This is a genomic window from Aeromonas sp. S12(2024) (assembly GCF_041402305.1).
Taxonomy (GTDB): Bacteria; Pseudomonadota; Gammaproteobacteria; order Enterobacterales; family Aeromonadaceae; genus Aeromonas; species Aeromonas veronii.
Map to the genome: position 1 here is coordinate 68,769 of NZ_JBGLRB010000014.1, position 22,961 is coordinate 91,729.

The window sequence follows — 22,961 nt, forward strand, 5'->3', positions numbered from 1 at the left end:
TCCTCCCGGCGATGATGAAGACACGGGATATGGGACGTAGTAATCATTGGGCCGCACCCAGAATATGGCCGGCAGCCTGCCAGCCGGTGGCAACGGCAACACCGGAGCCGGAACCTTCACGAATTGGGTCGTAATGGGCCAAGACACTGCCCGCGCCATAGAGGTTGGTGAGTGGCTTGCCGCCGCGCAGCACCCGCAGCTTGTCGTCGGTCTTGACCCCGAAGCCCATGAAGGGGTGGTGGTCGAACAGGCGGCGACCGGCCCAGGCGTCACGCTCCTCCAGACTCAGCACATCGGCATCGAAGATGGGCTCGCGAATGCCACGCAGACGGGATTCCAGCCCGCGGCTGAAGAAGCTGCCGGAGGCAAGCACGAAGTTGTCCGCCTCGAACAGCTGATCATCGCCATTCTGGGTATGTACGCCGACCACCCGGTCACCTTCGTAACGGGCGCCCAGCACCCGCTCGCTGGTGAGGAAGGTGCCGCCAAGGGCCATAAAGCGGCGCTTGAGCGCCTCCTGCATCCGCATACCTATCAGAGACGGCGGCATGGTGGCCACTTCCTTGATGGTGCAGCCGGTGCGCTGCTCCAGCTCCGCCAGACGCGGGCCTACCAGCCCCAGCGACAGGCAGGCGGGCAGCACGATATGGCGGCAGCCGGGTACACCGCTCTCCTGCACCATGCGGCTGATCTCGCGGGCCAGATCGGCCACCAGATGATGCTTGTCACACAGGCGCGCGATGTCGGCTGAGCGAAACTCGTGGGGATTGCGGCTGAATTCGGCCAGCTGGGGCAGGCGGATTTCGCCGGTCAGAATACGGCAGTGGGCAAAGCGCGGATGGGTCGCCAGATTGGCGGCCGCCAGTGCCGGATGAAAGTCGCGAAAGCCCTCGAGGGTGGCCAGCAGCAGCACGTCCGGGATCGGCGCATCGGTGACGCAAGCACAGGTATCGGGGGAGAGCCAGGTGCGCTTGAGGGTACCGATGGGGGTCAGGCGCTGGTGATTGGTGTCGTGGCGAACCAGCGGCAACCCCTGCTCGGCGCAGTGGCGCTGCAGATCGGCCAGGCTCGCTTCGATATTCTGCATTCCGACTTTGCTGTAGGGGTGATCCGGATGGGCAGCCATAAAGGCGGGCAGGGCGGCGCGGGGATCTCCCTCGCTTTCGAGCAGATCGACCGAGCCGGAGGAGAAGTGCAGCGCGCTCTGGCCGGAGGCCATCAGCAGGGTCTTCTGGCCTGCCTCTACCAGCCGCAGGGCGGCCGAGAGTCCCGCCATACCACCGCCGATAACGATATTGTCAAACTTCATGACGGCTCTCCTTGTGAGTGGTCTCGCTGGTTGGGCCGCGTGGGGTATCGGCAACCAGCTGCGGCGCCGTCCATTCTCCCAAGCCAAACAGCCCTTCGTAGATCCAGTAGGTGAACTCGGCCTCGCGCAGGGCATCGCCCCACAGGACGGGGCGGGTTCCCTTGTAACGCTCCTCGAGGAACTGGCGCAGCATGACGCAGGCCTGACGACCGTCAGCCTTGCCATACTCCTGCATCAGACCGGCGGCGCGGTAGGCGCAGAGCTCGCCCTGACAGGGCCCCATCCCCAGACGGGTGCGGCGGCGCAGATCGATGAGGTTGTCCACATCCAGCTCGCGCAAGGCGTATTCGATTTCGCCCGCGGTGACCATTTCGCACTCGCAGATCAGGGCGTTGGCCTTGGGATTGTCACGGAAGAAGGCGATGACCCGCTCGCCGTGGCGGTATTGGGCTGAGCCTTCGACCGGCACCGAGAGACCGGGAGCGGAGACCTTTTCCGGATCCCGCGAGCCGGGCAGGCTCAGTTCGGCGGTCTGGCAGGGTTTGCTGTTGCCGAGTTTCTTGGCCAGCAGATCGGTGGCCCACTCCGCCATCAGGCGGTAGGTCATCAGCTTGCCGCCGGTGATGGTGTTGAACCCCTTGAGACCGTCGCGCTCGGCGTGATCCAGCAGCACGATACCGCGGCTGATGTTGCGGCCGGTGTCGTCACCGTCCACCGCCACCAGCGGGCGTACCCCGGCGTAGGCGCGCAGCAGACGGGTGCGGGCCATGATGGGGGCGAGCTTGATCCCCTCGCGCAGCAACACTTCGACCTCTTCGGGCTCGACGGTAAGCTGGTCAATCTTGTTGTAATCAATGCGACTCGAGGTGGTGCCGATGAGGGAGATGGTATCGCCCGGCACCAGAATGTCCGCATCCGCCGGTTTGCGGGCGCGGTTGAGCACCAGCTGGTTGATGCGGTAATCCATGATGAGCAGGGAGCCCTTGGCCGGGAACATGCGGATGCCGAGATCGGCATATTCGCAAATTTGCTGGCCCCAGATGCCGGCGGCGTTGATCACCTCCTGACACTCCACCTCGAACGCTTCGCCGGTTCGGGTGTTGATGGCCTTGACCCCGTGCACCCGATCCTGAGTGCGGAGCAGCCCCAGCACCTTGCAGTGGGTGAAGATGCGCGCGCCATGTTCTTTGGCATCCAGCACGTTGGCCGCGGCGAGGCGGAACGGGTCGACCGTGCCATCCGGTACATGGATGGCGCCGATCATCGCCGGGTTGGCGTTGGGCTCCATGCGCAGGGCTTCACCGGGATCGAGCTGGCGGGTTTCGATACCGGCCAGGGCGCAGGCATCCATAAAGGTGGTTTGGAAATTGATGTCATCTTCCGGCAGGGTGAGGAAGAGGCCGCCCGTGTCCTCGACACAGTGGCTGGCGATCCGCTTGAGGATGCGGTTTTCCTGGATGCATTCGCGGGCGGACTCCTGATCCGTCACCGCGTAGCGGGCACCGGAGTGGAGCAGGCCGTGGTTGCGACCGGTGGTGCCGGCGGCGATATCATCGCGCTCGAGCAGGATGCAGTCGATGCCGCGCAGTGCGCAATCGCGCATGATGCCGGCCCCTGTGGCACCGCCGCCTATGATGACGACTTGTGTAGTTATTCTTTTCATTGTTGCCCGTCTCATCTCTTCCAGATGAGGCCAGTGTGGCCTACTTCTGAGTGGAAATGTTTGATATGGGCCAAATTTGCGCTCGCAAACGCTCATTTGCTCGCGCGTTAATGAGCATTATGTGACATTTGTCACGCTTGTTATCGCAGCGGTTTGTGGGCTGGTGGCGAATAACAGGCACAAAAAAGGGGCATCTGATGCCCCTGTCACTGTTTGACGAGTCTGGTGGGTGTGTGATGCGTCAGCCGCAGCACTTCTTGTGCTTTTTGCCGCTGCCACAGGGGCAGGGATCGTTGCGGCCGGTTTTGAGGGGGGCCGGATCCTGCTCTCCCTCGGTGTAGACCCAGCGTCCCTGATAACGCACGAAGCGGGAACGCTCATGGAGGCAGTGACGCTCATCCCCCTCCAGAAACCAGGCTTTGAACTCCACCATCCCGGTTTCATCCTTCGGGCCGCCCTGGCTGGCGATGATCTCGAGACCATCCCAGCGGGTGTCTATGCGAGAAAGCTCTTCGGCGGTGAGGCCGCCAAGGTGAGCCGGATGCCAGCTATGGACCAGATACTCCCCCAGACCAAGCACAAAAGCGCTGTAGCGCGAGCGCATCAGCTGTTCCGGGGTGTCAGCCACAGCGCCACTGTGACGTGAGCCACAGCACAATTCGAGAGAAAGGGTTGAGCCGCAAGGACAAAGATTCATGATTTTCACGTTCTGGCCGATTTGTTTAAGGGAATTGTAACGAAAGCTGGGCTCGCCCTGCCAGCACCTATACTGATGACTAAGCAAGGAATTCCAATAAAAACAGCTGCAAGGATGTGAAAGATGACGCTAAAGCAGAAAATCCTGTTACTGGGTGCAGTCCCCGTACTGTTGATGGCCCTGGTGGTCAATCTCAGTAACTACATGGTCTCCAAGCGCGATCTGGAGTCTGATCTGGTGGTGGCGAGGGAAAATGCCATCAAGGAGCGTAAAGCGCTGCTCAGCAGTTACATCATGATGGCCAAAACCGCCGTCGATGCCGTGTATTCCCTGCCGGATTCTCCGGAAAATCGTCAAAAGGTCAAAGAGTTGCTCAGGCCGCTGCGTTACAGCAGTGACGGCTACTTCTTTGTCTATGACTTCGAGGGCAACACCATACTGCTGCCGGTGCGTACCGAGCTGGAGGGGAAAAACCGCTGGAACGACAAGGATGCCAAGGGCAAATTGCTGATCCAGGAGATCCTTAAATCTGCCCGTCAGGGGGATGGTTTTACCGAATACTGGACGGCCAAGCCCTCCATCGGGCGCGATGCTCCCAAACTGGCCTTTACTCTGGTGCTGGACAAATACCAGTGGGCCATTGGCACCGGTTTTTATATTGATGATATCGACAACGAGCTGGCGGCCTTGCGGGCAGAGCGCGAGAGCAACATGCATGCCTCGTTGCAGAGCAGTGTGCTGGTGATCCTGCTGATCCTGGGTATCACCCTGGCGGCGACCATCATTGTGGGCAACCGGGTCACCAAGCCGTTGGCGGATGCGGTGCTGGCATTGAACGATATTGCCAACGGCGACGGGGATCTGACCCAGCGGCTCAAGGTGCAGAGTCAGGACGAGATTGGCCAGCTGGCCAGCGCCTTCAACCGCTTTGTCGAGCGGATCCAGTCGGTGGTGAGTCAGGTGGGCGAGACCAGCAATCACCTCTTCAGCGCGGTCGACAAGTTGCACCATCTGAGCGAGCACTATGACCATCAGATGCAGGGCCACAGCCGCGAGACCGATCAGGTGGTCACCGCGGTGACCGAGATGAGCTCCACTGCGCAGGAGGTGGCGGCCAGTGCCTCCAATGCCGCGACAGCAACCAGCGATGCGGCCCGTGAATCGGACGCCGCCCGAGGTGTGGTGAGCGGGGCCATCAACAGTATCAACCGGCTGGTAGGGGAGGTGCATACTGCCTCCGGCGTTATCGAACAGCTGGCGCAAGAGACTGCCAAGATTGGCTCGGTGGTGGAGGTCATTCGCGGCATTGCCGAACAGACCAACCTGCTGGCGCTGAACGCAGCCATCGAGGCGGCCCGCGCCGGTGAGCAGGGACGCGGCTTTGCGGTGGTGGCGGACGAAGTGCGTTCGCTGGCCGGCCGTACCCAGCAGAGCACCAAGGAGATCAACGAGATGCTCCAACGTCTGCAGGGCGGGGTGAAGCAGGCGGTGGAGGTGATGCAGGCGAGCGAGGATCGCAGTCAGGAGACGGTGCAGGAGGCGAGCCATATCGCCAGCTCCCTCGACAGCATGGTGATGGCGGTCAGTACCATCAACGACATGAACATCCAGATCGCCACCGCCGCCGAGGAGCAGCACGCGGTCTCCGAGGAGATCAACAAGAACCTGGTGGCCATTCAGCAGATTGTCAGCGAGCTGACCAGTGCGGCGGTAGAGTCCAACAGCACCACCCGCGATCTGGCCAACACCGGCGACAAATTGCGCAAACTGGTATCGCAATTCCGTTATTGATCTTGTAATGGTCCGTGACGGCAACCACAAGATGCGGCCTGACCCCCGGTTCAGGCCGCACTTTATTTGGGGATTGACCAATAATGTGTGAAAATTGCCAGCCTCTTTTTTTCAGCCTTTGCCCCAGACCCTATGAATGAGATCGTGAAAGGTAGTATCGATTTGATCCGGCAGCTCAACTACGGCCTGGTCTATGCCAGCCTGGAAGAGCACAAGGAGCTGTCGCGCACCGATCTCTCCCGCCTGACCGGCCTCTCACCTGCCAGTATCACCAAGATCACCAGGGAACTGCTCGATGGGGGTCTGGTGGTCACCTGTGGTGAAAGTTCGGTGGGGCGCGGCCGTCGTCAGACCTTGCTGCGCATCAACGAACGCCGCTTCCAGTTTCTCTCCATGCGTCTTGGCCGTGGCTACGTGGATATGGCGCTGTTTGACTTCTCCGGTCGCTCGCTGGCCCGCCAGCGCCACCTCTTTACCGAGGAGGAGCGCGCCGATCTGCTGGGCAGTCTGGTGCATGCCATCAAGGTGTTTTTGCCGAGAAAGTCCCTCAGTCTGGCCTGCATCGCCCTCTGTCTGCCGGGTCAGGTAGAGCGCCACTCCGGCATGGTCAAGCACTTCCCCTTCTACGATCTGCGCAACTGGCCCCTTGGCCCGACTCTGCAACAGGCGTTCTCGGTACCTGTGCTGGTGAGCGGTGACGTGCGCACCTGGATCCAGGCCGAGCGGGAGTGGGGGGCCGCCAAAAATTGCGCCGATGCGGTGCTGGTGTTTGTCCACAACGACATCGGTGTTGGCATGGTGGTCAATGGCCAGCTCATCGAGAGCGAGAATGCACTGCTCGGGGATCTCAGCCACCTGCAGCTCGAACCTTATGGCCAGCGCTGCTACTGCGGCGGCTTTGGCTGTGCCTGCACCCTGGTGACCAATCAGGCGTTGGAGGCGCAATACCGGGATTTGCGCGAGCGGATGCAGGAGCACGACTTGCCCGAGAGCGTCACCATTCGCGAGCTGTGCGAGCTGGCGCTGGCAGGCAATGGCCTTTGTCAGGATATTCTCCATCAGGCGGCGGGCCGCCTCTCCAAGGTGCTCTCCAATCTCATCTGTCTGCTCAATCCGGGCAAGCTGCTGCTGGGGGGGGAAATCACCCGTGCCGATCGGCTGCTGTTCCCCATGCTGCACCAGTCGCTGGCCAGCCAGTTGCCCGCCGAATATCTGGTGCGGCTGCAGATTGAATCCACCCACTTCTACGAAGATCCCACCAAGCCCACTTCGGTGCAGGTGCACAAGGCACTGCGCGATGGCAGCCTGTTGCTGGAGCTGCTGCGCAGCTGTCAGGAGTCGTAAGGCAATAGGAGTTGGCACTGTGTCTGGCGAAAGGGGCAGGGATTGCTGTTCCGCCAGCGCGTAACTCGGTACAATCTTGCGCTTTTCCGGCAGCCCCCTGTTATCGTGCCCTGTGGCGCCATGACATGTTGGTATGTATTGCTGCCGTTCCTGTTTTGACTCCAGTTGTGAACCTAGATGAAGCCTGTTCCTGATCACGCCGTCAACCGCCTGCGGGCCTGGCGCAAGAGTATCTCTACCCGACCGTTTCTTGCCCGTGGCGGCACCTTGGCCCGCTGTCCAGCCTGTCAGCTGCGCGAGGATTGGTGTGCCTGCGAGTGGCGCCCCGAGCTCAAAGCGGAGGCCGGTTTCTGCCTCCTGATGTATGACAGCGAGCCGATGAAACCCTCCAACACCGGTCGCCTCATCGCCGATGTGTTGCCGGATACCACCTGGGCGTTTCTCTGGTCGCGTACCCAGCCCCATCCCGAGCTGCTGGCCCTGCTGGCCGATCCCGCCTGGCAGCCCTATGTAGTCTTTCCCGCTTGCGAGAAGGAGCCTGCCCGCCTGACCGGCGAGGTGACGCTGGCACCGGGTAAAAAACCGCTCTTTATCCTGCTTGACGGCACCTGGCCGGAGGCGCGCAAGATGTTCAACAAGAGCCCCTATCTCGACGGTTTTCCGGTGCTCGCCATCAAACCCGATACGCTCTCCACCTACGGTATGCGGGTGGCCAACTGCGATGAGCACCTCTGTACCGCCGAGGTGGCGGCCTGCGTGCTGGAAGTGGCGGGGGAGCTCAAGGCGGGGCAGGCACTGCAGCACTGGTTCAATCTGTTCAGCAGCCGCTACATGGCCGGTCGGGTCAGCCGTTTCCCCGGTGCCGATGAGGAGCATCTCTGTGAGGCGCTGGCGGCCATCAAGGAAGCGAACGTTGCTTCACCGGCTCGCTAACGGGCCCTCTGAGCTCAAATCAATGAAAATCAGGAATCAATTAGCTGCCACTGTTTCGTTAGATTCATGGTCAGTCGCCCGTTAGGATAGCGGACAGCCTGTGCCCCCCGCACAACGTCGTTTTGGTTATATCCGGTTGCTCGACCCTTCGGGCAACCCGCTCTCGTGAGGTCTATGGATGGAATTGGAACTGGTTACCCTGTTTGCCCTGTTCGGTGTAGCGCTTGTCGCCGGCTTTATCGATGCCATCGCCGGTGGCGGCGGCCTGTTGACGGTGCCAGCGTTGCTTGCCACCGGCATGCCGCCCGCGCTGGTGCTCGGCACCAACAAGCTGCAGAGCAGTTTTGGCTCCTTCTCCGCCACCTGGTTCTATGCCCGCAAGGGGCTGCTGGAGTGGGCCATGATCTGGCCTGCGGTGATCTGCACTTTTATCGGTGCGGCCATCGGCACGCTGGCGGTGCAGACCATAGACGCCGCCATTCTCGAGCGCCTGCTCCCTTTCCTGCTGATGGCCTTTGCCTGCTACTTCTACTTCTCGCCGCGGGTAAGCGATGCCGAGAGCTCCCGCCGTCTGACTCCCATGCTGTTTGCGTTGCTGGTGGGGGGCGGTGTCGGCTTTTATGACGGCTTCTTCGGGCCGGGCACAGGTTCGTTTTTTGCCATCGGTTTCGTGGCGCTGGCGGGCTTTGGCATGGCGCGCGCCACCGCCCATACCAAGCTGCTCAACTTCACCTCGAATATCGCTTCCCTGCTGTTCTTTGCGCTCGGCGGCAAGGTGGTGTGGAGTGTCGGTTTTTGCATGGCTTTGGGGCAGTTTATCGGCGCCCGCTTCGGCTCCAAGATGGTGTTGAAAAAAGGAGTGAAGCTGATCAAGCCGCTGCTGGTGACCGTCTCCTTGCTGATGTCTGCCAAGCTGGTCTGGAGCCAGTATCCGGAGCTGTTTGCCTGGATCTGATGTGCGCCTTGCTTGCCGCATCGCAATTGTTAACGGGGCCCAAGGGCCCCGTTGTCATATCTGGTGTTTTACAGCGCTAGCTCGGCGTGTCGCTGCGGTGGCGAAAGTGTTGGTGCAGGGCGCTCACCAGCCGGGCAATGCGCTCGCGCTTTAGGCTGTTTGGCCGGTAGACCAGATGAAGGGGGCGGCCCAGCCCGGGCAGTGGGCGGGCCATCTCCCCCTGTTCTCCCACCAGCCCCAGCAGGCCAGCGGGGAGCAGCACAGGGCCAATACCTGCCTTGGCGAGTTCGATGAGCGCCAGATAGGAGTCGAGCTCCATGGCGGGCTCCAGCCCCAAATCAGCCAGCGGTTCGCGCAGGTAGCGGTTGGAGGGGTTCTCCAGATCCATGGTGAGGATCTTGCGCCTGCTTTCTGCGCTGGCTGGCGGCAGGCTCTGCTGCGCCTCGCCCACCAGATAGAAGGGCTCCTCAAGCAGCAGATCGGCGCCGAGGCCATGGCCGGGAGGGAGCCGACCGGCGCAGATGCCGAGCAGGGCATCACCGCTGCGCACCCGCGCCAGAATGACCGGCGTGTGGTGGGTGGAGAGGGCAAGGTGGGGATCGCGCTCCAGATAGTCGCGCATAAAGTGGGCGAGATAACCCGCCAGCAGGGTTTCGGAGCAGGCGATGGGGAGGGGGCTCTGATCCGCCAGATCCTGACTATCGGCCAGCACCCCCTTCATCTCTGCCAGACTCGGGGCCACTCTATCCAGCAGCTCCTGCGCCTGCGGGGTGAGCCGGATCTGGCGCCCCTCCGGCTCGATCAGCTTCTTGCCAAGGCGCAGCTCCAGTTGGGCAATCCGCTTGCTTACCGCCGACTGGCTGATATAGAGGCGGCTGGCCACCTTGGCCATGGTCCCTTCGCTCGCCAGCAGGCCCAGCGTCTCCAGCCCTTCCAGTAACATCTCGCCCCCTTGTTTATCGCCATCAGGATCGTCACAGATTGATCAGCGCTACCTTAGGGGCTGACTGGTTCAGGAGCAAGGGTCGTTTGCTGCCTTGGCCGGTCGAATGCGCCATTCACTTAAGGGCGGTGCGAAGATCACCAGATTGCCGATCAGGCTGATCACCACTCCGGCCACCGAGACCGGCTGCCAGACAAAGCCTTCATAAAAGGTGGAGAGGGTAAGCGCCACCAGCGGAAAGAGCACGGTCGCGTAGGAGGCTTTACTGGCACCGATGCGCCCCACCAGCGTCAGGTAGGCGGTAAAAGCGATCACCGAGCCAAACAGGGCGAGGTAGACCATGGCCGCCAGATAGTGGCCATCGGTCGGCACCACCAGTTGCTGCCCGAGCAATGTGACCCAGCCCAGCAGCAGCACCACGCCGTAAACCATGCCCCAGGGCACCAGTTGCAGTACGTGGTAGCCATGGCGCTGGCCCCGGGCCGAGACCAGATTGCCCAGCGAAAAGCAGAGGGTGCCGCCGCAGGCGAGCAGCAACCCCTTCCAGCCGTTTGCACCCAATTGCGCATCCGCCAGCACCGGCCAGAACAGCAGCAGGGTGCCAAAGAGCCCCAGCAAGGAGCCTTGCAACCAGCGCAGGGTGGGGCGTTTGCGCTCGAACAGCCAGAGGTTGAGGCCGTTGAAGATGCTGGCACTGGCGAAGATCACCGCCGACATGCCGCTCGGGATATAGCGGGTGGCGTGGTAGAAGCAGAGAAAGTTGGTGGAAAAGAGCAGGGCACCGAGCAGTGCGGCGTAACGCTGGCCGTGCCAGGGGAGGCGTGGAAAGCGGCCGCTGGCGGTGAGCAGGGCAAACAGTGCCACCGCTGCCAGCAGGAAGCGGTAGAGCACCGACACCTCGATGGGGATGGGGCCAAGTTGCCAGGCGATGGCAATCCAGGTGCTGCCCCAGATAAGCACGGTGGCAAGATAGAGCATCAGATTCATCACAGTTCCGGTGAGTCAGGGAGAGATGACCCACTATGGGGCGAGCCCTGATGGCTGGATTGCACCATCTTGCGGTTTTTCATCGCCTTGCGCTGTCATCTGCGGGCGCGGTCGGTAAGATGGATGGCAGCGGCATAACACGTACACCGGAACAGGCGGCAGGGGCGAATGAAAACAGCAGGGGTATTTGATGCACTGGTCAGCACCGGCGCCCGGCTGGAGGACGCCTGCTGGCTCGAACCCGGGCTTGGCGTCGCCAGTTGGCGCAACTGCTATGACCAGACCCGCTATCACAAGCCGGGCCACCACACCCTGAGCGTCTATCTGCAAGGAGGCGAGCAGACCGAGCGGCTCGACGGTCCGGGTGGCCACGGCGGCACCGGCAAGGTGTGCATCATGCCGGATCACCACAGATCCGAGTGGCTGGTGCGCGAAGAGTTTCGCTTCTTTCATCTCTACTTCACCCCGGCTCACCTCACTCGTATCGCCGAGGAGGCGTGTGACAAGGAGGGGCGCCACCTGCAACTGGTGGACAAGACCTTTATCGACGATCCGCAGGCGGCCGGACTGGTGCAGCGCCAACTGATGCAACTTCAGTGGCAGCACGGGGTCGATCGGCTGGCGCTTTCCCACGGCGCCTGGATGTTGATCCTCCACGCCTACCGCCACCACACCGAGGAAGCTCCCGGTCTGCCGCCTCTACGCGGCGGGCTGGCGCCCGTGGTGATCAAGCGGGTGCAGGAGTATCTGCAGGCCCATCTGGCCGATTCGGTCACGCTGGCAGAGCTGGCCCAGCAGGCGGGGCTGAGCGAGTATCACTTTGCCCGCATGTTCGGCCAGAGTCTCGGCTGCCCGCCCCACCGCTATCTGCTGGGGCTGCGGCTCAAACGGGCCAAGCAGCTGTTGGCTGGCCCCGAGCCGCTGGCCAGCATCGCCAGTCAGTGTGGCTTCTCTTCCCAGGCCCATTTCGGTAATCGTTTTCGCGAGGCGTTTGGTTTGACGCCGGGGCAGTGGCGGGCACAATTGTCATCTTCCCGTCACAGATAACCCTGAGACTTTGGGCAAAAGAGGTGTACTCTCTACCACTTATCCATTGAAAGGAATGCCCATTGAATTATCGCAAACGTCAAATCCGTACCCGTCATCTCTGGTTCAGCCACTGGAATGCCCCGCAAGATCGCACCGCTGTTGTGACCCCTCCCGAACCTGCAGTGCCTCACAGTTCACGTTGAAAAAGCCCCGCCTGCGATAGGATTTTTCCGGTAACTTTGCCACTATTGCCCCATCACAATGATGTGGACACGGCTGGATGTTTCTGGAACGTATTGAAGTCAAAGGTTTTCGCGGTATAAATCGCCTGTCGCTCGGGCTGGATCAGACCACTGTGCTGATCGGTGAGAATACCTGGGGTAAATCGAGCCTGCTGCGCGCCCTCTGGTGTCTGCTGGGGCAGGATGCCGAGCCCTATCAGTTCACCGCCGAGGATTTTCACCAACCGGAAGATCCCGAATTGGCCCCGGCGCGCCACTTGCAACTGGTGCTCACCTTCAGTGAGCACAGACCCCAGATGTGTCAGCACTCCCGTCGGCTGGCCCGTCTTTGCCCCTCCTGGGTGCTGCACAAGGACAAATTCCACCGCATTCACTATCGCGCCAGCGCCGAGCTGCAGGCGGATGGCTCTGTGCTCACCATTCACGACTTTCTCGACGGGGTAGGCAAGAGCCTGCCCATCGCCAACACCCACGAGCTGGTCTGCATGCTGATCACAATGAACCCGGTGTTCCGGCTGCGGGACGCCCGTACCGCTCGCAACGGGGTGGAGACATTGCAGTGGGGAGATCTCTCCGAGCATCGCCTGAGCGAGCTGGCGGACAAGCTGATCGACGAACCCCAGCGGATCGGCGAACCGGAGCTCAAAGAGGCGCTGCAGGCGGTGCGCCAGCTGATGGATCACTACTTCAACGCCCTGGCCCCCATCAAGAACAAGCCGCGTAGTCAGCGCGACATCATCAATCGCCCCATGACATTGCGCAATCCTGGCAACCTGCATACCCTGCTGCGCCGCGCCGATAACCGCGCCCTGCAGCTGGCAATGGCGGGGATGGCGGCGACCCTGTTGCAAGCGCGGGGCAACCGCGAGCTGGAGGAGGGGGCCCGCCCCATCATGATCCTGGAGGACCCGGAGAGCCGGCTGCACCCGACCATGCTGGCGCTGGCGTGGGGGCTGCTGGAACAACTGCCGGGCCAGAAGCTGCTCACCACCAACTCGGGGGACTTGCTCTCCTCCCTGCCGCTCAATCAGGTACGGCGGCTGGTGCGTCGTCAGCAGGATATCCTCTGTCACCAGTTGGGGGGCGAGCGTTACAGCAGCGACGATCTGCGCAAGATCGCCTTCCACGTGCGGATTAACCGCCCCATGTCGCTGTTTGCCCGTTGCTGGCTGCTGGTGGAGGGGGAGACCGAGATCTGGCTGCTCTCCGAGCTGGCGCAGATCTGCGGTTACAGTCTGCGGGCCGAGGGGGTGCGGATCATCGAGTTTGCCCAGTGCGGCCAGTCGCCGCTCATCAAGGTGGCGCGGGATTTTGGCATCGAGTGGCACTTGCTGACCGATGGTGACGAGGCGGGGCTCAAGTATGCCACCTCGGCCCGGGGCCAGCTCAAGGGAGAGCGGGAGCGGGACCGACTGACCCAGCTCCCTGCCGCAGACATTGAGCACTACCTCTATCACAACGGTTTTGAAGCTGTGTTTCGTCGCGAGGCCGGGGTGGGCGGGCGCGCCATGTGGAGCGCCAGTCATATCATCAACAAGGCGATCCATCACCGCAGCAAGCCGGGAATGGCGCTGGCGGTGGTGGAAGAGGCGGAGCGGCTCGGCGCCGAGCATATTCCGCCGGTGATCCGCCAGATGTTTGCCCGGGTGGTGGCGCTGGCCCGCGGTCAGGGCTAACGCCAGCGCTGCATCCCGTCCCTATGGACATGGCTGCCAGCAGGGCGCCCTTCAAGGTGGGCCCTGCTGGCGGCAAATTGCCCCGGATTGTTTGCCCACGATTGTTTGTCGCGATTGGGGATAGCCGCCGGTTTGGGTATACTCGCCCCTCTCTGGCGCCCCGGTGGCGCACCTCGAATCTTTACTGCTGGAGGCATCGTGTTCGTCCAACTCCCTTTTTGGCTCTTTCCTCTCACCGGATTGATGGCGCTTGGCGCCCTGATCGCCCTCGGCATCGTGCTGTGGCGCGGTGATATCTGCCCTGGCCAGCGCTCGCGCATCAGTCAGCAGCTCTTCTCCATCTGGGTTATTACCGCCCTCTCCCTGATGCTGGCGGTCGAGGCCAAGGCGGCCAGCTGGCTCATCTGGAGTGGTGGGGCTGCACTGGTGCTCGGGGTTGGTTTGTCGCTGGCCCAGTCACGGCTGGAGGGCAAGCGTTCAGTCCCCTCGACACTGCTCTGGCTACCGGCGTTGCCGCTCGCTCTCTATGGCATCGGGTTGCTGCAACTGCAGGGCTGGGTGAGCGGTCTGTTGCAGATGGCGATGCTGGGGGCGGCCTTTGCCCACCTGATGCTGCTGCGGGCCAGCCATCGTCTCAAGGCATTCAACACTCTGTTGCCGCTGGCCGGTCTGGTGGGGGCGATGGCCAGCCTTGTCTGGTTGGCAGTGCTGGTGGGCTGGCAAGGGGGTGAGGCCAATCTCGATGCCCTGATCCCGGCGGTGGTGACCCAGGCAGCGCTGCTGGTGGTCTCTCTGCTGCTCTGGTTCAGCCCACTCTACTTGCAGCGTGACACAGCGCCAGTGGTAGTCTCTACCTCCCTGTGTGGCCTGCTGATCGCCCAGATCGCCGCTACCAGTGTGTTGCACCAGCTGATCTGACACTGGCGCTGAAAAGAGAAAGCCCCGAGCCAACACTCGGGGCTTTTGTATATCTGGCTTGCAGGAATCGCAGCAATCCATTAGCAGCAATCAAGCAGCTGCCATCGATCAATAGAAGTCGTCGGCCCCGCAGATAAAGAGGCAACTGCTGCGCGGCTGGGCGAGATACTCCCGGGTCAGTCCCTCCAGCGGCATGCCGAAGGTGCAGATATCTTGCGGCGAGGGGAGGGCGGTATCGAGGATCCGCCGCCAGTAGCCGCCGACCCCCTTTGGCGGGCTCGGCAGGTTGAAGGTGAGGGGCTCCCAGTAGGCGTTGAACAGCACATAGAGCGCCAGCTTGGTTTCGCTCGACAGCGCCGACATGGCGATGGCGTGGGAGTGGGGGCTGAAATCCGGTTGCCCGGCGTTGACCCCGTGCCAGCAGATCTCGCTGTGGCGCAGGATCTCGGTGAGCGACAGCGGCATGCTCTCCTGCTCCGGGCGCTGGAACAGGTGTTTGCGGTATTGGATCAGCTCCTTCATAAAGCGGAACATCTCCTGACTGCGGGCATTGGGCAGCCAGTTCATCCAGCAGGTAGCATTGTCCTGACAGTAGCCGTTGTTGTTGCCCCGCTGGGTGCGCAGCAGCTCGTCTCCCATCAGCAGCATGGGGGATCCCACCGAGAGCAGGGTCGCCACCATCATGTTTTTGGCCTGGCGCATCCGCAGGGCGTTGATCTGGGGATCTTCCGTTACCCCTTCATGGCCGTGGTTCCAGCTGAAGTTGTGATCGCAGCCGTCACGGTTCTCCTCCCCGTTGGCTTCGTTGTGCTTGCTGTTGTAACTGGCCCAGTCCCACAGGGTAAATCCGTCGTGGCAGGTAACGAAGTTGATACTCTTCTCGGGATCGGCGTGGTGATAGTGGTAGATGTCGGGGCTGCCGCAGAGCCGCTCGACAAAGGCGGTGACGCTGTTGTCATCCCCGCGCAGAAAGCGGCGCACATCATCCCGGAACTGGCCGTTCCACTCACGCCAGCGGGCGCCGGCCAGTGACCCCACCTGATAGAGCCCCCCCGCGTCCCAGGCTTCGGCAATCAGCTTGATGTCGGCGATGTTGGGGTCGGTATCTATGGTGCGCAGGGTAGGCGCATTGGCCTGCGGCTGACCCGACTCGTCCCGCGACAGAATGGCGGCCAGATCAAACCGAAAGCCATCGACGTGCATCTCCTGACGCCAGAAGTGGAGGCTGTCCATGATCATCCGCAGCACCACCGGATGGGCGCCGTTGAAGGTGTTGCCGCAGCCTGAATAGTTGGTGTCCTTCTGGTTGTTGTCGAGGATGTAGTAGGCCTCGTTGTCGATGCCGCGAAACGAGAAGGTGGGGCCATCATCACCCCCTTCGGCGGTGTGGTTGTAAACCACGTCCAGAATCACCTCGATATTGGCCTTGTGCAGCGCCTTGACCATGTCGCGAAACTCGGTCAGCGGATCATCGCCGCAGGCGTATTGGGCGTGGGGGGCGAAAAAGGACATGGGGCTGTAACCCCAGTAGTTGGAGAGTCCTTTGGGCGCATCCTGAGGATCGAACTGGAATACCGGCAGCAGCTCGACGGCGGTGACACCGAGAGATTGCAGGTAGGGGATCTTCTCAATCAATCCGAGATAGGTGCCACGCAGCGCCGGATCGACCCCGGAGCTCGGGGACTTGGTAAAGCCCCCCAGATGCAGCTCGTAGATCACCGAGCGGGAGAGGGAGTGAGCGGGCAGTTTGTCTCCTTCCCAGTCGTAGTGGCGAGTATCGACCACCTTGTTCTTGGCGCAACAAGCCAGATTGCTGCCGGGACGGGCCGCCGCCCATCGATCGTAATTGGCGCCAAGCTCGATGCTGCGGCCGTAAGGGTCGAGCAACACCTTCTCGGCATCGAAGCGGGTGCCGCCATATGGGCGCCACGGGCCCTGAATGCGATAGGCATAACGCTGCCCGACCGAGATCCCCTCCACATGGATATGCCAGTAGTAGGCGGTGCGGTTAAGGCGCGGGGAGAGGGGGATCACCTCGGGGGTCGCATCGTCTGCGCTTGCGAAGAGCAGCAGTTCGACCCGGCTGGCGAGGCGTGCCCAGATCGCGAAGTTGACGCCGTGACTGTCGGGTGTGGCCCCCAACTGACGGCAGTGACCGGCGGAGATGCGCATATTCTACCTACCCAAAATGAGGAGTGTTCACCTTATTGAGTGTAGTGCCGGATGCCTGGCAAGGACTCGATTGCCTGAAAAAACAGCATGATGCTGCTAATGACCGCACTATTTGTCCGATTAATCTACGAATAAACTTTTTTTGAGATATTTACTTGCAATCTGTGCGCTGGCGCCTATTATTGGCGACCTCAGACGCGGGGTGGAGCAGCCCGGTAGCTCGTCGGGCTCATAACCCGAAGGTCGTCAGTTCAAATCTGGCCCCCGCAACCATCTGAGATCCTGACCAGTCAAGCCGGTGTAACCGGTTGGTGGGAAAGGAGAAATCGAACTGGCTACTGCTCGGCCACTTCGAGAAAAATTCGGACGCGGGGTGGAGCAGCTCGGTAGCTCGTCGGGCTCATAACCCGAAGGTCGTCGGTTCAAATCCGGCCCCCGCAACCAACTCTTTCGTCAGCTTGTGATTGTGTAAACAGTCGAAAGCAGACAAACGCCACCAAGCTACTGCTCGGCTTGATGGTGACAATTCGGACGCGGGGTGGAGCAGCTCGGTAGCTCGTCGGGCTCATAACCCGAAGGTCGTCGGTTCAAATCCGGCCCCCGCAACCAACTCTTTCGTCAGCTTGCGATGGTGTAAATCATCGAAAGCAGACAAACGCCACCAAGCCACTGCTCGGCTTGAGGGTGACAATTCGGACGCGGGGTGGAGCAGCTCGGTAGCTCGTCGGGCTCATAACCCGAAGGTCGTCGGTTCAAATCCGGCCCCCGCAACCAGCTCTTTCGTCAGCTTACGATTGTATAAACAGTCGAAAGCAGACAAACGCTACCAAGCTACTGCTCGGCTTGGGGGTGACAATTCGGACGCGGGGTGGAGCAGCTCGGTAGCTCGTCGGGCTCATAACCCGAAGGTCGTCGGTTCAAATCCGGCCCCCGCAACCAACTTTCTCTACGTTCCCTTCCTGCATTGCCACTCATTGAACAATCCTTCTTGATGCTCGTCAACATGTGGTGATTGCTGCTATTTTTGACGCTTTTTCAAGACCAAAACTGGTCGTATCAACCATTTGTTGGGTATCATCAGGTATCTCTTCATGGATGAGGCACGCGCCTGTGATCACTCCCTTCACCTATCTTCCTCCTGCTATTGAAAGCCGGGATGCCACGCTGGCAGAAGCCCTTGCCCAAGGGCTGCCGTTGCAACTGCTGCTGATCGCTGAAGAGCAGAAGGAGTCTTTACTTTCGCTGCCCGCTCTTGCGGGTCTCCAGACCCAGCTTGCGCTGGGGAAAAAAGCGCCCTTTACCCTGATGCATGGCAATACCCTGTTGCAGGTGATGTTTGTGGCCGGCAGTGTGACGCGGGATCACCGCCTCTATAAACAGATCAGAGTCTGGATTGCTCCTCTTTCTGGGCTCAATGTGGAGCGCCTCGGGCTGCATCTGGAAGGTTTTTCCCCCTCCGAGCGAGTGATACTGGCCGAAGTGATGTTGTCAGCCCTGCTTGCTGCCAATATTTCGTTGCCCACCAGCAAGCGCCGCAGCGCAATCAGCTGGAGCTACCAGCAGATCAAGGTTTCACCCGCGGTGGTGCTGGACTTGGCGCGCCTTTACAGCGAAGCGGGGGGTAACGGGCTGGCTCGCCATCTGGCGGTGTTGCCTGCCTCCGAGCTGACGGCCGCCAGCTATCGCGAGTTTGTCAGCAAGCTGGCGCAAGATGAGGGGTGGCAGTGCCATCACTATGATCAGGCGCAGCTGGCCGAGTTGGGGGCGGGGGCGTTTCTGGCTGTTGCTCGTGGCTCGGAAGACAATCAGGGAGCCATGGTCAAGCTCAGCTACTATCCACCCAAACCGGTGCGTCGCATTGCGTTGGTGGGCAAGGGGATCTGCCACGACTCTGGCGGTTACAACCTCAAGGTCTCCGGCAGCATGTATGGCATGCATCTGGACATGGGGGGCAGCGCGGTGGCGCTGGGGGCTCTCTACGCTATCAGCCGAGCTCAGCTACCCTACGAGGTACACTGCTGGCTGGCCATTGCCGAGAACCATATCGGCCCTCACGCCTATCGCCCCGGCGAGGTGGTGACTGCCATCAATGGGACCTCCATCGAGGTGGTCGATACCGATGCCGAAGGGCGAATGGTATTGGCCGACACCCTGGCGATGGCGGTGCAGGATACCCCAGATCTGCTGCTCGATTACGCGACCCTGACCGGGGCCTGCAAACGGGCGCTGGGTAGCCGCTATAGCGGGGTCTTTACCAATCGCAGCGAGTGGATAGCATCGCTGGTCAATCTGGGTCAGCGCAGCGGCGAACGAGTCTGGCCCTTCCCGCTTGATGACGATTACGACGACAACATCGAAAGCGAGTGGGCCGATCTGTTGCAGTGTGCGCCGGGCAGTTCGCCGGATCACATCGATGCGGCCCGTTTCCTCGCCCACTTCGTGCCCGAGCAGACCCCCTGGCTGCACTTCGACCTGAGCGGTTTTCGCAACAAAGGGGGCAATGGGGTGGTCTCCAGCGAAGTGACCGGCTTCGGCGTGCGTCTCACGCTGGATCTGCTGGCCAGCCCGCTTGGCAGAGTTGGTCGCCAAGCCTCTGAATAATCTGAATGATAACAAGGAGTTCTGTGAAAAAACCAAGCTATGACTGGGTGCTGTTCGATTTGGATGAAACCCTGCTCGATTTTCCGGTCGCCTCTGCGCTGACTCACACCTTGCAGATCTATGGCGTACAGGCTGATGACGCCAGCATGGCGCAGTACCACACCCTCAACCACGGGCTCTGGCAGCAGTACAATGATGGCGAGATCGATGCAACGGCGTTGCAGCAGACCCGCTTCTCCCTCTTTGCCCAGCAGGTTGCCGCCGATCCCATGGCGATGAACAACACCTTTCTGGAGCAAATCATCGCCCTTAGCATGCCTCTCGAAGGGGTGGTCGAGACCCTGCAGCAGCTGCGCAGCAAGGTGCGGATGGGGATCATCACCAATGGTTTCAGCGTGCCCCAGCGGGGGCGGCTCGGCAAACTGGGCTGGAGCGAGTGGTTCGAGCCGCTGGTGATCTCCGACGAGATCCGGGTGACCAAGCCGGCGCCAGCTATTTTCCAGCACACCCTCTCCCTGATGGGGCAGCCAGATCCGGCCCGGGTGCTGATGGTGGGGGATAACCCGAAAACCGATATTGCCGGGGCGGCGGCGCAGGGGCTGGCAACCTGCTGGTACAACCCGGCGCGGCAAGCGGGCGAGTGCGATGCCACCCACGAAATCCACCACTTCGCCCACCTTGCCGACATTGTGCTGGGACGCTGATAGCCAGGTTTAACAATCACGTTATCGGTGACCAAAACGTCCTGGCAAGTTGCAACCAGGGTTGTTTGAGACAGGATTGGGTTTGCTTGAGACAGTAAGGGGAGCTGATGCTCCCCTTACTTATGGGTGTTTTCCTGTGAATGCAGGGATCTGAACTGATAGCGATCGAGGATCTGCTGATAGTCGGGACTCTGTTTCAATTGATCGATAGCCTGATTGATCCGCTGCAGTTGCGCCTCAGTAGTGCTCTCTTTGCTCAGCATCAGGTGAACCGGCGTGACTTCGATACGCAGCAGGGTATGCAGCTGATCCTGCACTTCATCCTTATCCTGCAACCCCTGCAGTCCGTGGGGATCCAGAATAAACCCCTGGATCCGACCCCCTTGCAACATCTTCAGCAGCTGATCCAGCCGCAGGCGCATCTGCAAGCGAGGCTGCAGCTCGGGCCTTGCCATCAACTGGCGGAAGGTATTGCCGTAATCAAAGCCCTTGAGCACCCCGATATGGAAGTCGGGGGTGTTGATCAACTGCTCCAGGGTGGTGATCCCGCGCCAGCGTTCGGCATCTTGCCGACGGATAATGATGGCCGTCTCCTCTTCCCGATAGGGGTGGCTGAAGCGGGCATATTGCTGCCGCTCGGCGGTGATATTGGCTGACATGGTCAGCTGAACCGTGCCGAATTTCAGCTCGTGCAGCACGCGAGCCCAAGGCATTTCATTGAATTTGGCCCGGTAACCGGCCCGCAGGAAGATGGCGTTGAGCAGCTCCACATCCAGTCCGCGGAGCTGTTGCTGTTCATTGCGATAACTGAAGGGCTGCCAGTCGACCCAGCCCACGACCAATGACTCCTGTGCCGTAGCCTGGCAACACAAACACCATAACAACAAGAGTCTGTACACAACGCATACCCTCGAACAGGCTGATACGGTGAGTATTGGACAGGAACGACGGAGTAACCAGTGCTGAGGGTTGAGCGGATGCACAGATGTGCATCCCTCACAGTTCGTGGGCGTGGAATCCCTTGCGATAGCGGGTTTCACAGCGCGGGCAGCGTTGCAGGGTCGGATCCTGTTCCAGCTGTTCGATGGAAAGCGGCTCTTCACAATCGGAGCATAGGCCATAGAGGCCAAGATCCATCTGGCAGAGTGCCGCATCGATCCGCTTGAGGCGGGCCACGCTCTGCTCAACCTTCGGCAGATCCAGCCGGCTGGTCAGTTCCACCAGTTGATCCTGCTCGCAGTGACCGACCTGCTCGGCCCACTCGTCACGGCGGCAGGCTTTAAGCTGACCGATCAGCGTTTCTCGTACCTGGGCCCAGTCGGACAGCAGGCGATTACGCCAGACAGTCAACTGTGCTTGCGTCATTTCACACACATTATCCCCCACAGGACAAACGACAGATTCGGGGCAGTATAGGGATCCGATAACTTTATCAAGATGATATGCGTCAAGTTAAACGTGGTTAGCCGTGGCTTTTGGCTGCTTGCAGCAGGGCATCGCGGATCGGATCCGTCTCTTTGAGCACCCGGATCTCCTGAAACAGCAGGTCCGCTTCGGGATATTCCCGCTTGAGGTAGCTGAACCACTGTTTGATGCGGCTGGGGTAGTAGTCGGCTTTTTCGCTGGCCAGATCCTGCTCCGTATAGCTCACCATCAACTGCAGCACCTCGGCCCAGCTCATGTGCGGACAGCCGGTTTTCATCACGTTGGCCAGATTGGGCAGGGAGATGGCGCCGCGCCCGACCATCAGGGCATCGCAACCCGAGACCCTGGCACAGGCGAGGGCATCTTTATGATCCCAAATCTCGCCGTTGGCGGTGACGGGGATGGGCAGGGCGCGGCGAATGGCGTCCACATACTCCCAGTGAGCGGGGGCCTTGTACCCTTCGCGCTTGGTGCGGGCATGAACGGCTAGCTCGTTGGCGCCCCCCTGGAAGACCGCCTGAGCGTTCTCCAGATAGAGATCCTTATCATCGTAACCGAGGCGAATTTTGGCGCTCACCGGCAGATGGGCGGGCACCGCCTCGCGCACCGCCTTGACGATGCGGTAGATGGTCTCGGGCTCTTTGAGCAGCACCGCACCGCCCTTGCTCTTGTTGACCGTAGGGGCGGGACAGCCGAAGTTGAGATCGACGCCGGGGGAGCCTAGCTCGATGGCGCGCACGGCGTTCTCGGCCAGCCACTCGGGGTGTTGCCCCAGCAGTTGTACCCGCACCGGGGTGCCTGCGCGGGTTTTGCCATCTTGCAGCAGTTCAGGGCAGAGGCGGTAGAACACCTTGGCGGGCAGCAGCTGATCGACGACCCGGATAAACTCGCTCACGCAGAGATCGTAATCATTGACGGAGGTGAGAACCTCCCGCATCAGGTGATCCAGTACCCCCTGCATGGGGGCCAAAATAACGCGCATAACGGCTTTCCGATGAGAGTGGCAAGAAAAAAGAGCGCAGATTGTAGTGGGGTTGCGGCCCGCTGTCAGCACCCGCTCAAACTCTGTTAGGCTAGAGGGAGATAAATCACGCAAGGAGAAGGAATGAAGCGTTGGTGTCTAATGGCGCTCGGGTGGCTGGCATTTGTCACCGGTATTGTGGGCATTGTGCTGCCCCTGTTGCCGACTACCCCCTTCATGTTGCTGGCTGCCGCCCTGTTTGCCCGCTCATCGCCCCGTTTTCATCGCTGGCTGTTGACCCATCCCTGGTTTGGCCCGCCCATCGTGGATTGGCAGCAGTATCGCGGCATTCGTCGTCAGGCCAGACGGCGCGCCATTATCTTCATTTTGCTCACCTTTTCGGTGTCACTGGCGGTGGTGCCACTGCTGTGGGTCAAGGGGTTGCTGGTTATCATAATGGTGATCCTGCTCACCTGGTTAATGCGCCTGCCGGTGCTGGAGCCAGTTGCAATGGTGAAGTGAAGTCCCTAAGCTATTGCAGCAATAATGCTATGGAGTCGGCCTGTCATTTTTGCGTGACAGGCTTTTTTATTTCCCGCAGAAGGGAATTG

At 60.9% G+C, this 22,961-nt stretch carries 19 protein-coding genes and 5 tRNA genes; 15 read left to right on the forward strand and 9 right to left on the reverse strand.

The features are described from left to right. Positions 1-43: 43 nt before the first annotated feature. The 3 genes from glpB to ACB035_RS14250 all read right to left on the reverse strand — a co-directional run bounded on the left by glpB (position 44) and on the right by ACB035_RS14250 (position 3,669). Positions 44-1,309 (reverse strand): glycerol-3-phosphate dehydrogenase subunit GlpB, encoded by a 1,266-nt coding sequence (glpB, locus tag ACB035_RS14240; protein WP_005361049.1) that lies wholly within the window; start codon positions 1,307-1,309, stop codon positions 44-46. Beyond that, positions 1,299-2,972, reverse strand: a complete 1,674-nt coding sequence (glpA, locus tag ACB035_RS14245; RefSeq protein ID WP_136502201.1) for an anaerobic glycerol-3-phosphate dehydrogenase subunit A — start codon at positions 2,970-2,972, stop codon at positions 1,299-1,301. The genes glpB and glpA overlap by 11 nt, the downstream gene beginning before the upstream one ends. 241 nt (positions 2,973-3,213) lie before the next feature. Beyond that, positions 3,214-3,669 carry a YchJ family protein gene (locus ACB035_RS14250; RefSeq protein ID WP_258721781.1) on the reverse strand — a complete coding sequence of 152 codons (456 nt, stop codon included), beginning with the start codon at positions 3,667-3,669 and terminating at the stop codon, positions 3,214-3,216. Between the two features lie 123 nt (positions 3,670-3,792). Between ACB035_RS14250 and ACB035_RS14255 the strand changes: the two genes are divergently transcribed. The 4 genes from ACB035_RS14255 to ACB035_RS14270 all read left to right on the forward strand — a co-directional run bounded on the left by ACB035_RS14255 (position 3,793) and on the right by ACB035_RS14270 (position 8,692). Beyond that, complete coding sequence (locus ACB035_RS14255; protein ID WP_371167518.1) at positions 3,793-5,460, forward strand: methyl-accepting chemotaxis protein; 1,668 nt, start codon at positions 3,793-3,795, stop codon at positions 5,458-5,460. Between the two features lie 132 nt (positions 5,461-5,592). After that, positions 5,593-6,804, forward strand: coding sequence for an ROK family protein (locus ACB035_RS14260; RefSeq protein WP_042055876.1), 1,212 nt, complete (start codon positions 5,593-5,595; stop codon positions 6,802-6,804). Positions 6,805-6,981: 177 nt separating this feature from the next. Beyond that, positions 6,982-7,737 carry a tRNA-uridine aminocarboxypropyltransferase gene (locus ACB035_RS14265; protein ID WP_371167519.1) on the forward strand — a complete coding sequence of 252 codons (756 nt, stop codon included), beginning with the start codon at positions 6,982-6,984 and terminating at the stop codon, positions 7,735-7,737. 178 nt (positions 7,738-7,915) lie between these two features. Next, positions 7,916-8,692 carry a TSUP family transporter gene (locus tag ACB035_RS14270; RefSeq protein ID WP_005333472.1) on the forward strand — a complete coding sequence of 259 codons (777 nt, stop codon included), beginning with the start codon at positions 7,916-7,918 and terminating at the stop codon, positions 8,690-8,692. Positions 8,693-8,768: 76 nt separating this feature from the next. On the opposite strand, the gene ACB035_RS14275 is transcribed toward ACB035_RS14270, so the two are convergent. Next, positions 8,769-9,635 (reverse strand): LysR family transcriptional regulator, encoded by an 867-nt coding sequence (locus tag ACB035_RS14275; protein WP_371167520.1) that lies wholly within the window; start codon positions 9,633-9,635, stop codon positions 8,769-8,771. A 69-nt stretch (positions 9,636-9,704) separates the two neighbouring features. Next, entirely contained in the window at positions 9,705-10,622 is a 918-nt protein-coding gene (locus ACB035_RS14280; RefSeq protein ID WP_043824075.1) for a DMT family transporter, read from the reverse strand. A 168-nt stretch (positions 10,623-10,790) separates the two neighbouring features. On the opposite strand from ACB035_RS14280, the gene ACB035_RS14285 reads away from it, so the two are divergent. From ACB035_RS14285 to ACB035_RS14295, 3 genes are all read left to right on the forward strand, one after another. Beyond that, positions 10,791-11,669 (forward strand): helix-turn-helix domain-containing protein, encoded by an 879-nt coding sequence (locus ACB035_RS14285; RefSeq protein ID WP_149152767.1) that lies wholly within the window; start codon positions 10,791-10,793, stop codon positions 11,667-11,669. A 262-nt stretch (positions 11,670-11,931) separates the two neighbouring features. Continuing rightward, the gene (locus ACB035_RS14290) at positions 11,932-13,569 is read left to right on the forward strand and encodes an ATP-dependent endonuclease (RefSeq protein ID WP_005333463.1); all 1,638 of its coding nucleotides are present in this window, start codon (positions 11,932-11,934) and stop codon (positions 13,567-13,569) included. Positions 13,570-13,767: 198 nt separating this feature from the next. Then, positions 13,768-14,487 carry a hypothetical protein gene (locus ACB035_RS14295; protein WP_371167521.1) on the forward strand — a complete coding sequence of 240 codons (720 nt, stop codon included), beginning with the start codon at positions 13,768-13,770 and terminating at the stop codon, positions 14,485-14,487. A gap of 108 nt (positions 14,488-14,595) precedes the next feature. Here the strand turns inward: ACB035_RS14295 and glgX are convergent, their stop codons facing one another. After that, positions 14,596-16,659 carry a glycogen debranching protein GlgX gene (glgX, locus tag ACB035_RS14300; RefSeq protein WP_043824033.1) on the reverse strand — a complete coding sequence of 688 codons (2,064 nt, stop codon included), beginning with the start codon at positions 16,657-16,659 and terminating at the stop codon, positions 14,596-14,598. A gap of 196 nt (positions 16,660-16,855) precedes the next feature. On the opposite strand from glgX, the gene ACB035_RS14305 reads away from it, so the two are divergent. From ACB035_RS14305 to yjjG, 7 genes are all read left to right on the forward strand, one after another. Beyond that, positions 16,856-16,932 (forward strand) — tRNA-Met (locus tag ACB035_RS14305). A 94-nt stretch (positions 16,933-17,026) separates the two neighbouring features. Beyond that, positions 17,027-17,103 (forward strand) — tRNA-Met (locus tag ACB035_RS14310). Positions 17,104-17,191: 88 nt separating this feature from the next. Then, a tRNA-Met gene (locus tag ACB035_RS14315) sits at positions 17,192-17,268 on the forward strand. An 88-nt stretch (positions 17,269-17,356) separates the two neighbouring features. Beyond that, a tRNA-Met gene (locus ACB035_RS14320) sits at positions 17,357-17,433 on the forward strand. Between the two features lie 88 nt (positions 17,434-17,521). Next, positions 17,522-17,598: transfer RNA gene (locus tag ACB035_RS14325), tRNA-Met, on the forward strand. A gap of 171 nt (positions 17,599-17,769) precedes the next feature. Beyond that, entirely contained in the window at positions 17,770-19,260 is a 1,491-nt protein-coding gene (locus tag ACB035_RS14330; protein ID WP_371167539.1) for a leucyl aminopeptidase family protein, read from the forward strand. A 23-nt stretch (positions 19,261-19,283) separates the two neighbouring features. Further along, positions 19,284-19,964: a pyrimidine 5'-nucleotidase gene (gene yjjG / locus ACB035_RS14335; RefSeq protein ID WP_245132558.1), complete on the forward strand. Its 681-nt coding sequence runs from the start codon at positions 19,284-19,286 to the stop codon at positions 19,962-19,964. A 116-nt stretch (positions 19,965-20,080) separates the two neighbouring features. Here the strand turns inward: yjjG and ACB035_RS14340 are convergent, their stop codons facing one another. From ACB035_RS14340 to dusC, 3 genes are all read right to left on the reverse strand, one after another. After that, the gene (locus ACB035_RS14340; RefSeq protein WP_371167522.1) at positions 20,081-20,800 is read right to left on the reverse strand and encodes a substrate-binding periplasmic protein; all 720 of its coding nucleotides are present in this window, start codon (positions 20,798-20,800) and stop codon (positions 20,081-20,083) included. A 160-nt stretch (positions 20,801-20,960) separates the two neighbouring features. Continuing rightward, positions 20,961-21,329 carry a hypothetical protein gene (locus ACB035_RS14345; protein WP_005333451.1) on the reverse strand — a complete coding sequence of 123 codons (369 nt, stop codon included), beginning with the start codon at positions 21,327-21,329 and terminating at the stop codon, positions 20,961-20,963. A 97-nt stretch (positions 21,330-21,426) separates the two neighbouring features. Then, complete coding sequence (gene dusC, locus ACB035_RS14350) at positions 21,427-22,371, reverse strand: tRNA dihydrouridine(16) synthase DusC (protein WP_150999122.1); 945 nt, start codon at positions 22,369-22,371, stop codon at positions 21,427-21,429. 123 nt (positions 22,372-22,494) lie between these two features. On the opposite strand from dusC, the gene ACB035_RS14355 reads away from it, so the two are divergent. Further along, the gene (locus ACB035_RS14355; RefSeq protein WP_111900114.1) at positions 22,495-22,872 is read left to right on the forward strand and encodes a YbaN family protein; all 378 of its coding nucleotides are present in this window, start codon (positions 22,495-22,497) and stop codon (positions 22,870-22,872) included. The last annotated feature ends 89 nt before the right edge of the window (positions 22,873-22,961 follow it).